This is a genomic window from Microcoleus sp. N3A4 (assembly GCF_036701805.1).
Lineage (GTDB): Bacteria > Cyanobacteriota > Cyanobacteriia > Cyanobacteriales > Microcoleaceae > Microcoleus.
On sequence record NZ_JAUBRJ010000119.1, the window covers coordinates 1 to 13018 of the forward strand.

Consider the following 13018-nt stretch of genomic DNA (forward strand, 5'->3'; position numbering starts at 1 on the left):
TAAGTCAGAAGTTGGGATTCAACCAATTTTCAGTAAAACCTTTAATTATATCATAAAACTATTTTGCAAGAGGTCTACTGTGTATCGAGCATAGCAATATTTTCAAATTGAGCATTACGATTTTTATTAGTTCCTATCGTTTGCTTTTTTTGTGCTTTTCGCTTGACATATCCATGTTTTTTTAAGAGTTTACTTATTAGAGGAAGACTGACAATAAATCCGGCAGACCTCAGTCCCAAAGCTATTTATTTATGCGTCAAATTAGTCCATTTAATTAACTCATTCATTGGGTCTCCCGCTGTCTGAAATTTTAAGACTTCTAAAAAGGCTTCATCAATGCCAATCTGAGTAGATAAAATACTTTTTCTTCCTCCTCCTTTTTTTCTGATTCTTAAATTATCGATAGTCGTTTCATCCATTTTTTCTAAATCTTCAATTCCCTGAACAATAGTATTTCGACTGCAGCCGAAAAGTTGCATTATATAGCTAATTCCACCCCATCCCAGTTTTTGGGCTTCTATCGCTGCATACCTTCTTTTATCCTTTTCTGATAAAGAGTTATAAAGTTTCTTCATTTCTGACTCAAGTGAACTAGAATAAAACATAGATTTAAAGGTAAGGTAGGGTGGTAAAATAGAAAAATAAGAAAGCAAGTTTCTCTCACTTTTGGTGAAAATTGCGATCGAGGGCTGTTTTTCATTATATCCGATAATACATCAAGTTATTTATTTTTCATTCCTTAGATACTGAAGCAGTAAGCAATCCACAGGTATTATCGGAATATAAAGCGCAGCAAAGTAATGAGAGAGGATTTAGATTTATCAAAGATCCGTTATTTTTTACTTCCAGCGTATTCGTGAAAAAGCCGGAGCGAGTTGAAGCAATCGGAATGATAATGGGACTGTGTTTGTTAGTGTATAACCTGGCGCAAAGGAAATTGAGACAACAATTAGAAGCTACCAACGATCGAGTGAAAAATCAGGTAAAGAAATTGACCGATAAGCCGACAATGCGCTGGATATTTCAGATGTTTCAGGCTGTACATTTAGTGACGATAAATGGAGAGAAGCAGGTCAGTAATTTAACCCAAGAGCGTCAAGATATCTTGCGACATTTAGGAGAGTATTGCTGTCAATACTATTTAATACTTTCAAGTGGATAACGTTCGATCGCGAGGTGTAGATATTTATGAATAATTTTCATTAATTAGTCAAGACAATTTGCTCTTGGTATAAGTTGTCTTGCTTCAAAAGATGAGCGATAGCGATAAAACAGCAGCATGAATATATTAGAAAAAGTCAATGATTTCAACTTACTTAGTTTAGGTAAATTTGACAAGTATCTGTAACCCTAAAACTGTATAATTTAAACCCAAAAGTTTTTGGGTTCCCAGTTTTCACAACTGGTAAAAAAAATCCAACCCACATCTGCGGAATGTGGGTTACAAAACCGGGATGCTCCCGCTGCTTTTCCCTTTCGCTAGAGTAGTTATTTTAGTAGAAGCAGGAACACATTTAATATTTGATGCTTTAATCTGCCCATACAAGATGGGAGAAAGAGTCAGAGCTTTGAGATTATTGCGTTCCGTTACCAAAGAAATGTTGTTGATTTGGGATCGAGGTTTGCATTCATATGCGATGGTGTCAGCCACGCTCTGTAAGGGTTGTGACTACTGAGGGCGCATTCCTTCCAACGTTAAATTCCTCAATGAAACACAACTAGAGCGTCGGTTCAGTATTAGGAGTTGACAAAAAAAGGACTTTATGAAATTAGCCAGTGCATGAGTTCGACTCTATGCCTGGTGTAATTGGCCGAATCTTATCCATTCGAGCAATGACATGAAGATTATGGACGACAGCGACTCGCCGTAGATCGAAAAGATTTTTCCGCTGCCCGATATAGCGAGCACGGTTAAGAAAGCCAATGCCCAATATGAGCCAGAGAGTGTTCAACTGTAGTACGTTTTCTTAAGTCTATTCTACCAATAGCAGTGGATTGACGTGCTCGCAACTCTTGCATTAAGGCTTCATCAGGATGAATTGATACAGTCCGTCCTCTTTTACTATTCGTGCAACCAGATATCAGAGGACAAATTGCACATTCATTCTGAGGAAAATGAACAATTTTTCCGGGTTCAAATGGGATACTTACCTGATTAGGACAGCTAATTAAATGCGTATCCCAGTCAAGAAAAAAAGAATTTTTATCAAACCGTCCAGAATTTTTGACCGGCCACGCCTTACAAAATATCTGTAATTTATCATCCCGTTGTGTCACCCAATGACTAGATAAATAAGCCCGATCGATATGTAACTCAGATAGGTGAATATTTTGAAATTTTAAGTCACGTTCTAGGTCAATTGTAGCAGCAGATTCTGGAGTATTGGCGCGTGTCAACGCCACCGCGCAAACTACACCACTCTCTAAATCTTTAAGAACGTGGCGTTTATATCCATCTATTTTTTTAGAGCGGCTTTTACGCCCATGCCGCATATCTGGGTCTTCAATAGAAATGCGACGATATGCGGCCACCCCTTTACTTAAACTCGGAACGCCTTGTGAGTCGAAAGTCACATTTTGGGATTCAATGACTCGGGCAACATCCAGAGTCTCTTGAACTACTTCAAATTCATCACAATCAGACTGGCTTTGCATCCATTCTTCCACTGAATCTAAGCTCTTTAGGATAACTAAGAGTGCATTTTGACGCTCTACTGGATTATCCCAGTTTAAGTCTAAGGCTGTTTTTAGGCTGGAACTATTGAGAATTGGCGCACCAGCTAACTCGGCAATTTCTGCTGGCGAGCGCCCCTGCACAGCACGGGCGATCGTACTCACCGCCTTACGCTCATCATGACCCAAGAGATTATATGTATCTTCGACTTTACCAGCTCCCCATAAAGGTGAGGAATCTAAAGCTGCTTTCAGTTGAGATGAGCCAAATCCACCATGAGTGTTTGGCAATTTCTACGGTGCGGTCAATTAAACGTTGGTCTAGTTCTTTTTTAATTAAGCGATTTCTGAATCTCACTAAAGTGGCTTTGCTAAAAGGGGGAGTTTCACACTTTAGACAATCGAGAACTAACTGCCAACGTTGATCCATGAGCATTTCTTCAATTACTTCATCGTCAGAAATGCCTAAGTAGGCTTGCAGAATAATTGCCAAGGCAATTTGTGCAGGAGGAATTGGGCCCTGACCCACTGTGCTGTCTTTAAAAATTGTAGCAAGTTCTTCTTGAAACTCATCATTAAATATGAATGAACGGTTGAGCCCTTAGAAACGTAAATAACTTAGCTCGTTTAATGCGTTTGATAATCAACGCTTCAGCGTCTGAGAGTTCAATTGGAGGATGCCATAAGTGAGGGCGCATCAGGTTTCTTCCTTCTTTCTGATTGTGAGAATTTAACAGGCTTCTCAATTCACACATCATTTCCAGTTTGTTTTGTCAACTCCTAATACTGAACCGACGCCCTAGAAGATGGTTCTTACTTAAGTTTTATTTATCCCCCAGGCAAAATCAGAAAAAAAGGATTTAAACCCATCCAAATCAGAGTAATCGAGTACACGATTGAAAACTTAAACGATCCAACAGCAGAAATTAGATATCGTTTAATTACAAGTTTATTAGACTCTAAAAAATTTCCGGCAAAGTTATTGGCTGCCGAATATCATCAACGGTGGGAAGTCGAAAATACAATTGATGAATTCAAAGTACATCTCGGGGAACGAAAAACTCATGTTCGTTCTCAAAGACCAAGAGAAGTAGTGCAAGAAATTTATGGTCTATTATTAGGACATTGGGCAGTGCGGTCATTAATTTGTCAAACAGCGCATAGTGCAGAAATTTCCCCATTAAGTCTTTCTTTCACGGGTGCATTACGAGTTATTCGTCGTGCTGTGCCAAAATTTCAGCGATTAGAACCAGAAAAAATCCCCTTTTTTTTACTTGGTTGAATTTGGAGATACTTGATACAAGTTTATCGCCAAGAGTTCAAAGAAATAACCCAAGAGTTGTCAAAAAACCTGTTTCAAAATTTAAATCCAAAAAAGTCAAACACAGAGGTACTGGAATAAAAACTAATCCTCCTATTTTTAAAATCTTAAAGCCTCCCAAGCCTTAAGTAAACCGTATTGGGTGTGTCCTGGTCTGATTGAAGAAATTAAAAAAAATATAAAGGCTCTGAATTATTGGCCATTGATTCCTGTAGTAAGTGTCGTATAAACCCACGGTTAATTGTGACTTTAGTGGCTAAAAAAGACTATGACATTCTTGATTTTATGATTAAAAATATGTCATATTCTACCATGCTGTGCCTAGATTGTGAACCTTCTTTTTTTACTGTTACCCCGATTTATTGAGCGGATACGTTGAATTGGTCATTTGTAAGGTGCGCCTTCAGCACGCACGCACCTACTTGAACTACTTTTCTGGTCGTTGAATAATTGTTTCAACTACCCGCCGCTTGACTTTTGGATCGATACCAATCAGTCGCACGTATTCGCCGCCGTGTTCCGCCAAACAATTTTCTAAAGATGCAACCACATCTTTTTGCTGTGCAGTTTTTATCGTCGCGCAACTTTGCCAAGAACCAGTTTTAAATCGGCGATTGTCTGCATATTCCATGCCTATTTTGCAGCCTCTTGCTAACAACTGCTTTACTTGTTCCAGTACCTCGGAACTCAGCCGCGCCGCATGACCGTTACTCACTGGAGAACTTGGCTCGACGTAAGCCTTATAATATTTCGAGGACGGGTCTTTTAATTGACTTTGCGTGGGCGCAGCAGCAGGAACATTGGCGGTTCCTTGAACGTTGAACAGCCGCGATTGGTTGTATTCATCTACTAATCGCATTTCCTGAATCCGCTTTTGTTGGCCTACCATCAAACTGCCCATTTCTAATAAATGAGCGAGGCTGAAATTCGGGTTGTGAAAATCTGGCGGTGCTTCAAGAGTGTTTACCAAACGCTTGGAAACTCGCTCGATTCCTACTTTGTGAATGAAGTCGCGAATTTGTTCGTCGTAAATGCGCGATCGCAAAGCGCTAAAAAAGTCGATCGCCTGATCGGGAAAATTATCGACTAACCCCACAATCTCGGTTTTTGACAATTTGTCAGAATCAAAAATTCCCCCGACAATCCCAATTTTATCATCCCGGCTGGGCTCCCAATAAAACTTTTCCATCCGCCCGTCGCGAATCAGCGGCGCGTACAGCGTAGAAAAATCATTTCCGGTGACAATAATTGGCACTCGGTGCAGCGGCGTGCTGTCATAACTTCCCGGTAACTGCACGTTAGTTGGATTGTCAGCAATATTCATCAGAGTCGCATTGACCATCTGAGTATTGACAGTATATTGAGTAGTAGTATCGAACCTGCCAGCACCAGCATCCAAATCGTTAATAAAGATGGCGCACATCTCGCCCCGCACGCGAATTTGCTCCGCAGCTTCCCGGTAGCGCAAGCGAATTAAACGCGACGGATCTCCTGCATCCGGGCTTTCTAATTCCCCACCAGAGATCATCACCGGTTCAAAGCCCATCCGCCGAAAAACCTGTTCGGTTTGAAAAGTTTTGCCTTCTCCTTTTCGGCCGTGAATTCCCAAAATTAGGGGAACTCTTACCCCGGGCAAATTTAAAAAGTTCTTAGTGACGTGCACCGCAACTTTATCGAGAAAGTTAGGAGAAATGTAATAACTCATCAGTAGATTTGTGAGGGATTAATTGATGTTACTGTTATGATTTTATGACAAAACTAACAGCCTGCACCGCTAACCTGGATTTTTACCGTACAATCGAGGTCTGCGTATTATCTGTTAAGGAGCGATTCGTGAGTCCAGAAACCTTACTAAAAGAACCAAGCGTGGAAGCCGAAGCCAGTTTGTTCAGTTCTGAGAGCTTCGACAGCTATGTAATGTCAACCTACGGGCGTTTTGCGATCGCCCTAGAACGGGGCCTCGGCTGCCGCGTTTGGGATACCGAGGGCAGCGAATATCTCGATTTTGTGGCGGGTATTGCTACCTGCACTCTGGGACACGCCCACCCGGCAATGATTGCAGCGGTAACTAAGCAAATTCAGACGCTGCACCACGTTTCTAACCTTTATTACATCCCCGTACAGGGCGAGCTGGCGAAGTGGCTTGTAGACCATTCTTGCGCTGACAGAGCCTTCTTTTGCAACTCCGGCGCGGAAGCTAATGAAGCGGCAATTAAACTCGCCCGCAAGTACGCCCACGAAAAATTAAATATCTCGAATCCGACGATCGTTACCGCTGTTGCGAGTTTCCACGGGCGGACTTTGGCGACAATTACGGCAACGGGACAGCCTAAATATCAGAAGGGTTTTAGTCCTTTGGTTCCCGGATTTCACTACGTGCCGTACAACGATATTAGTGCGATCGAACTGGCGATCGAACAACTCGACAAAGACGAACGCCAAGTAGCTGCAATTATGATGGAAGCGCTGCAAGGCGAAGGCGGAGTTCGCCCCGGAGATCTCGCTTACTTCCAGCGAATTCGCGAAATTTGCGACGAAAAAGGCATTTTGCTGATTCTCGACGAAGTGCAAGTCGGGATGGGACGCACCGGCAAATACTGGGGCTACGAAAACCTCGGCATTGAACCGGATATCTTTACATCTGCCAAAGGATTGGGCGGCGGTATCCCGATCGGCGCGATGCTGTGCAAATCTTCCTGCGATGTATTTGAACCGGGAAGTCACGCCAGCACTTTCGGCGGCAATCCTTTTGCTTGCGCTGTAGCTTTGTGCGTTTGCCAAACTTTAGAACGGGAAAACCTTCTAGAAAACGTGCAGCAGCGCGGGGAACAGTTGAAAGCAGGGCTCAATAAATTGGCAGTCGCATACCCGCATTTAATTGCCGAAGTGCGGGGCTGGGGTTTAATTGTCGGGCTGGAATTGCAGGCTGACATCGAACTTACATCGGGGGATATCGTCAAATCTGCGATCGCTGCGGGAGTGCTCTTGGTTCCCGCAGGGCCGAAAGTGCTGAGGTTTGTGCCGCCGCTGATTGTCACTTCCGCTGAAGTCGATCGAGCTCTGCTGGCAGTGGAGGCAGCGCTGCGCTCTCAAGCGTTACAGTCTATCTAGTTAGTTGATTTTTGTAAGCTGTAGCGCTGAAGCTGGCGATCGCCATATCTAGACGCACTATTCCTGAGAAACCGGGTTTCTTTTCAGATTTCTCGTTACCAAAACCAATAGTTTCCCAAAAACCGGGGATCTTAGCATCAGTCCGATCGGGGTAAAAGTAAACCCGCCCCGCTGCAAGTCTGTCGGGGCGGGTTTATCAAGTTTAGGAATTGCCCAGAAATCGCTTTTTTGAGGCAAATACACTTTTATAGCGATGTGTATCGTGGAAAAACTCGCTTGCTTTAATCGCTGTACGTAAGTCTTCAAGTTAATAGACTCCGGGTTTGGGATTTTTAACCGCTGCAGAACGCCGCTCGGCGCAAAGATATCAAGATAAAATCGACTTGTGCAATCGACTCGAATATTGTCTGTAAAACCCGCCCCGACAGAGTGACGGCGCCTTTAACCGGGATTTTACCAAAGAGTAACGCGCAAAATAATATTATTAGCGATTGTAGGTGCTAGCTAGCTTGCTATCTCCCTGTCTGTTGCGACTGATGCCATCCTTTAAGCTGTACAATCCCTCGCAGATTCGTATCTCCGGTTAGGGATTGAAATTTAAATCAGGAAGTGATTTAATTGGCTGCACGGAAGCAGCTATCCGCTAAACACTCGACAGTGCTGCACAACCAGTACATTCGGTGAGAGATCGGCCCTGCTGGGCGACTGTTCGGCTGCGTTATTCCGGTCGCGACACCAAGCATAGTGCATTCAGTGCTCGATCGCTCGATCGCTCAACTTTAAACATTTGTATTTAATAGAAGTGAGTTGAGCTTGACAAGCCTGAATAACTCTGAGAAATCAGAGGGAGAGAAATCTCCAAAACTAAACGCCCCATCGAGGCGGGTCATCCCCCAACAAGATCGACAGCCCCTATCCTGTAATGCCAGCAGGTATGCCAGAAAGAATTACCACTTTTGGGGCCCGAAAGGTTGTATTTGTATTCTTAGTCCGTTTTTGTCCAGTGAATTAGTGATTAGAGGCGTAGCGATCCTATCGTTAATAGTTCGGCGGAATGCACGATGGACGAACAGCGTCGCGAAACTGATGTTAATATGCTCCGAGCGCTGCTGGAAAATCCTGTGGACTCAGGAATAGATTTGATTTTGAGGACTGACCCGCAGTCGATCGACTTTGGGTTCGTGCAAACGCTTTATTTGGAAGAACCGGCACTGACGCGAGAAAGTTTGCTGAAAGCTGCAAAATTTTTCCAAAGGGCGATCGCACCATTAGAAACTGCAAATGGCAATTCTCAATTGCCCGCAACCGGGACAGCATATCTGGCTTTTTTAGCAGAAGTCTTGCAGGCAGTGGCGCGCGGCGCTGATTCGCAGCACGTGTACCCGTTGCTGAGAACCAATTTAGACAAACTCGACCAGAATTTCGCACAACTGCTGCGCTGCTGGGCTACTTTGGTGCTCCCTGCTGCCCAAGAATCCGAAAGCAGGCGCATTGCAGCCCTAATCGGCAATCTGAGCAACAAAATTGGGCGGTTTCCCCTCGGCAGCAAGGCTAATAACTTGGAAATCGAAATTGCCGGTTACGAAACAGTTGCTAAGGTGTTTACCCGCAAAGACTTTCCGCAAGAATGGGCGGTGATGCAAAATAATCTGGGCAACGCTTACAGCGATCGCCCCAAAGGTGATAAGGCTCAAAATATCGAACAGGCGATCGCTTGCTTTGAAAATGCCCTGCAAGTACGCACTCCCGAACAGTACCCCCAACAGTGGGCGACGCTGCAAAACAATCTGGGAAACGCTTACAGCGAGCGCATCAGGGGAGATGCGGCAGACAATCTAGAACAGGCGATCGCCTGCTATCAAAACGCGCTGCGAGTTCGCAGCCGCGAGGCTTTCGGGCAAGAGTGGGCGAGCACTCAAAACAATCTCGGCCGCGCTTACAGCCGCCGCCTGCGGGGCGACAAAGCCCAAAATCTGGAACTGGCAGTCGCTTGCTACCACAATGCTTTGCAAGTCTACAACCGCAAGGTGTTTCCCCGGCGCTGGGCCACGACTCAAAATAATTTGGCAAATGCTTACTGCGATTTGCTGCGGGGCAACAGAGCTGAAAATCTCGAATACGCGGTCACCTGCTATCAGAGAGCTTTGCAAGTGCGGACTTCGGAAGCTTTTCCGCTGCAGTGGGCGACGACTCAAAGAAATTTGGGCCGGGTATTTATCGATCGGATCAAAGGCGATCCGGTGGAAAATCTGGAAATGGCGATCGGCTGCTTTCAAAATGCTTTACAAGTCTACACCCGCATCAAATTTCCCGAAGCCTGGACTTCGATCCAAACTTACCTCGGCAGGATCTACAGCCTGCGGGTGAAAGGGGAAAAAGCCGAAAATATCGAAATGGCGATCGCCTGCTTTCAAAATGCCTTGCTCTTTTGCAACCGCCAAAAATCTCCCGAACGCTGGGCAATGCTGTGCGCCTATCTCGGCCGCGCTTTCAGCGAACACGTGAAAGGGGAAAAAAACCGCAACCTCAAAAGCGCGATCGCCTGCTATGAAAATGCTGGCCAAGTCTACACCAGGCAGGGATCTCCCAAGCGCTGGGCAATGCTGCAAATTTATCTGGGTAGGGCTTTTTCCGAACTGATGAAGACGGAAAACTCGTCGCACTTGGAAAGCGCGATCGGCTGCTATCACAGTGCCGGCGAAGTCTACACTCGCGAAACCTATCCTCACCGCTGGGCTGAAATTTTATTTTATTTGGGTCAAGCTTACCGAGTTCGAGGCGAGTTGCTTCGCGCCTACGGGGTTTTTACTGCTGCTGTCGATACTGTTGAATTCTTGCGATCCGAACCAGATGTTGATGTGACCGATTTGGGCGATCGGGCCAGTACCGCAAAACTAAAATTAGCCCGCACCTGGACTGGACTCTATAAATGCCTGGTGCAAGTTTGTCTGGAACTCGGCGCCAGCCAACCTGAATATTGCGCTAAGGCCCTGGAATACGCCGAACGCCACAAAAATCGGAATTTGGTAGAACTGCTAATTAAATGCCACCTGACTCCGAAAGCCAAAATTCCGGCAGCGGTGCTCAGCGAGTTGGAGTCGCTGCAACTGGAAATAGCGGGGGAACAGCGGCACCAACAACAGCGAGTGCCCGAGCCCGCTACCTTAATTTCTGAGGGCGACAGCCAAGGTTTGAACAGCGGTTCTCTGCTGCCGAACTCGGACTCCATGCACTTAAATCAATTGTGGCGGCAGTTTGATGGGTTGATTGCTCGGGAGGTGCAGGCAAACGACCCTTTCTTCAGCCTAGTTCGCAAAGTTGAACCGATCGCTTTCGAGCAAATTCGCCAATTGTTGCCTGATGCCAATTGCGCTGCTGTGGTGTGGGCGAGTTTGGGGGAGGTGCTGGTTGCTTTTGTGGTGGTCAAGAGCGCACAATATCCGGCCGTTCACCTGTGTTCGCCGGAAAATGCTTTGGCTGCCGAAAGTTGGGCCCAGGAGTACCTCAGCGCTTATTCCGAACAAAAAGGTCGCTGGATCAATCACCTCCAGGCTCGCCTCAAACGCTTGGCCGCGCTGCTGGAAATCGATCGAGTGGTGGCGCTGATTCCAGAGAGTTGCGATCGGCTGATTTTTGTGCCGCACCGATTTTTGCACGCTTTGCCCCTCCACGCTTTGCCTCTGGGGGTGAGAGACGGGTTGGAGGAGGGCGGGGGAGTTTTTAGGTTTCAGTGGGGCGATCGCACCGGTTTTGATGGGGAGGCCCACAACGGTTCGGATTTTGCTCAAAGTTCGGCTGTTGGCGAGGTTCCAGTGCCTGCTGCTTATTTGATCGATCGATTTCCTGGAGGAATTCGGTATGCTCCTAGCTGTCAGCTATTGCTGTTGAAACAAAGCGCGCGCCAAGCAGCTATTGGCCGGTACAGACCGCGTTTGGATCGCCTTTTAGCAGTTCCAACTTTCACCAGAGATTCGCTCTACAGCAATATTGAAATTGGCAATATTTCTCAGTATTTTTCCAGTGCAGAAATTGTGCGCCAGAAGCCTGCAATTAAAGAGGCTTTTTCCCCAGCCATGTCTGCTAGCAATCAGGAGCTACCCCAGCCCATAGGGGATTTGCAGCAGAAAAAATGCGCTCATTTTGCTTGTTTGAGTTTGCTGAATTTGGCTTTTCCTCTGAAATCGGCAGTGTTTTTGAGGAATGATTCTCTGAGTTTGGAGGAAATTTTTAATCTCGATTTTAGGCAATATTTTTTAGTTACTTTATCGGCTTGCGAAATTGCGGCCGGCGGAGTCAGCGGTGCTGAAGATTTTGTCGGTTTGTCGGCGGGTTTGTTGTATGCTGGCACGTCTAGTGTTGTCAGCAGTCTTTGGAAGGTGAACGATGTTTCGACGCTGCTGCTGACGAGCAAGTTTTATGAAAATCTAGGACGGTTTTCTCGGTTGCAGGTGGGAGAGGTGGCGATCGCGCTGGGGGACGCTCAAAGGTGGCTGCGGGATTTGACTGTCGAGGAATTGGAGGTGTTGTTGGCGGATTTTCAACCTCAAATTTCGCAAATGTTCGATCGGCTTTCTCAAAGTTCTCGCCTGATTGCGGAGGCTTCTTTGCAGCAAATTCGCAACCGCAAACCCTATCCTTTTGCCAATCCTTATTATTGGGCGGCTTTTACTGCGGCTGGGGTTTAGTGATTAGTCATTAGTTACCCTTTTGAGGATTCGGCGGTTGAAATGGATAAAGGGCGATCGGCCTTCGTCTGTTTATGCTAAGCTTAAACAGCTCTAAACATTAGCAATTAGGAGCATTTCACGCTTTATTTCTAAGCAATCAGTTATCACAAAGCATAGACGATTAATTGATGTTACAACAACTATTGAGGCGGGGTTACTTGCTCAGAGTGATGAATTGCAGTTAGCATTTATCTGCGAACAAAAGCGGGTAATTATGACTCACAATGATATTTTTTTGACGGAGGTATTGTGCTACAACTCAAAGACTCCGGTTTTTATTTGCCCTACAACCCAAAACTTGTTCCCATCGCTAAAAAACTGCGGCTAAACCAGACAGTCACAGAGAAAAAGATGTGGCAAGGTTTTTTGCGAAAATTGCCCCTTCGCATTTTGCGACAACGGCCGATTGATAATTTTATTGTTGATTTTTACTGTTCGGGATTAAGACTGGTCATCGAAATTGATGGAGAGAGTCATTTTACCGAACAGGGGAAAATCTATGATGAGGAGAGGACGAATATTCTAGAGGGCTATGGACTTCAGGTGGTCAGGTTTACTAATGTTGAAGTTTTGCAGAATTTTGAGGGGGTTTGCTATCAGTTGGAAGGTCTGATCCTCCCTAGCCCCCTTACTAACGGGGGGACAAGAGAGGGCGAAATTTTTCGTTCATAACGGGGTTCTGATCCCCCCTAGCCCCCCTTAATAAGGGGGGGACAAGAGAGGGCAAAGTTTTTCGTTCATAACGGGGTTCTGATCCCCCCTAGCCCCCCTTAATAAGGGGGGGACAAGAGAGGGCGAAGTTTTGTAGTAAAACGCCTGAATCCCACTTAAAAAGATTGTGGACTCACAAACAATATTCAGCCTAACTCTTGTCCCCCCCTTACGAAGGGGGGTTAGGGGGGATCGAAAGATTGTGGACTCACAAACAATATTCAACCTAACTCTTGTCCCCCCCTTACGAAGGGGGGTTAGGGGGGATCGAAAGATTGTGGATTCACAAACAATATTCAACCTAACTCTTGTCCCCCCCTTACGAAGGGGGGTTAGGGGGGATCGAAAGATTGTGGACTCACAAACAATATTAAACCTAACTCTTGTCCCCCCCTTACGAAGGGGGGTTAGGCAGGGTGGATTAATTGTCATCCTAGAAATAGGTACGTAATTGGGCTTTAGCCCTCTTTAGACG

General features: G+C 45.6%; 6 protein-coding genes and 4 pseudogenes. 6 read left to right on the forward strand and 4 right to left on the reverse strand.

Going from position 1 to position 13018, the window contains the following annotated elements:
- Window positions 1-74 precede the first annotated feature (74 nt).
- Complete coding sequence (locus QUA56_RS37040; RefSeq protein WP_445242980.1) at window positions 75-239, reverse strand: ISAzo13-like element transposase-related protein; 165 nt, start codon at window positions 237-239, stop codon at window positions 75-77.
- Between the two features lie 6 nt (window positions 240-245).
- Window positions 246-605, reverse strand: coding sequence for a hypothetical protein (locus QUA56_RS35005; protein WP_333368177.1), 360 nt, complete (start codon window positions 603-605; stop codon window positions 246-248).
- A 134-nt stretch (window positions 606-739) separates the two neighbouring features.
- Here QUA56_RS35005 and QUA56_RS35010 point away from each other — a divergent pair.
- Both QUA56_RS35010 and QUA56_RS35015 read left to right on the forward strand, forming a co-directional pair.
- Window positions 740-1162 (forward strand): annotated as a pseudogene (locus QUA56_RS35010) (IS1634 family transposase); the annotation flags it as partial.
- 307 nt (window positions 1163-1469) lie between these two features.
- Window positions 1470-1673, forward strand: a pseudogene (locus QUA56_RS35015) (IS4 family transposase); the annotation flags it as partial.
- 96 nt (window positions 1674-1769) lie between these two features.
- On the opposite strand, the pseudogene QUA56_RS35020 reads toward QUA56_RS35015, so the two are convergent.
- A pseudogene (locus tag QUA56_RS35020) lies at window positions 1770-3371 on the reverse strand (IS1182 family transposase).
- 101 nt (window positions 3372-3472) lie between these two features.
- On the opposite strand from QUA56_RS35020, the pseudogene QUA56_RS35025 reads away from it, so the two are divergent.
- Window positions 3473-3955 (forward strand): annotated as a pseudogene (locus tag QUA56_RS35025) (transposase); the annotation flags it as partial.
- Window positions 3956-4421: 466 nt separating this feature from the next.
- Here the strand turns inward: QUA56_RS35025 and QUA56_RS35030 are convergent.
- On the reverse strand, window positions 4422-5699 hold the full coding sequence (locus QUA56_RS35030) for a ribulose bisphosphate carboxylase small subunit (RefSeq protein WP_333368180.1): 1278 nt from the start codon (window positions 5697-5699) through the stop codon (window positions 4422-4424).
- A 128-nt stretch (window positions 5700-5827) separates the two neighbouring features.
- Between QUA56_RS35030 and QUA56_RS35035 the strand changes: the two genes are divergently transcribed.
- From QUA56_RS35035 to QUA56_RS35045, 3 genes are all read left to right on the forward strand, one after another.
- A complete protein-coding gene (locus QUA56_RS35035) occupies window positions 5828-7105 on the forward strand; it encodes an aspartate aminotransferase family protein (RefSeq protein WP_333368182.1) in 1278 nt (425 codons plus the stop codon).
- Between the two features lie 1061 nt (window positions 7106-8166).
- On the forward strand, window positions 8167-11790 hold the full coding sequence (locus QUA56_RS35040; RefSeq protein WP_333368185.1) for a CHAT domain-containing protein: 3624 nt from the start codon (window positions 8167-8169) through the stop codon (window positions 11788-11790).
- 291 nt (window positions 11791-12081) lie between these two features.
- The gene (locus tag QUA56_RS35045; RefSeq protein WP_333368188.1) at window positions 12082-12504 is read left to right on the forward strand and encodes an endonuclease domain-containing protein; all 423 of its coding nucleotides are present in this window, start codon (window positions 12082-12084) and stop codon (window positions 12502-12504) included.
- Window positions 12505-13018 lie beyond the last annotated feature (514 nt).

What these genes read in the sequence shown, in the direction of transcription:
- QUA56_RS35040 (WP_333368185.1), top strand. Translation starts at nt 8,167, where the DNA reads ATGGACGAACAGCGTCGCGAAACTGATGTTAATATGCTCCGAGCGCTG.
- QUA56_RS35030 (WP_333368180.1), bottom strand. Translation starts at nt 5,699, where the DNA reads ATGAGTTATTACATTTCTCCTAACTTTCTCGATAAAGTTGCGGTGCAC.
- QUA56_RS35005 (WP_333368177.1), bottom strand. Translation starts at nt 605, where the DNA reads ATGTTTTATTCTAGTTCACTTGAGTCAGAAATGAAGAAACTTTATAAC.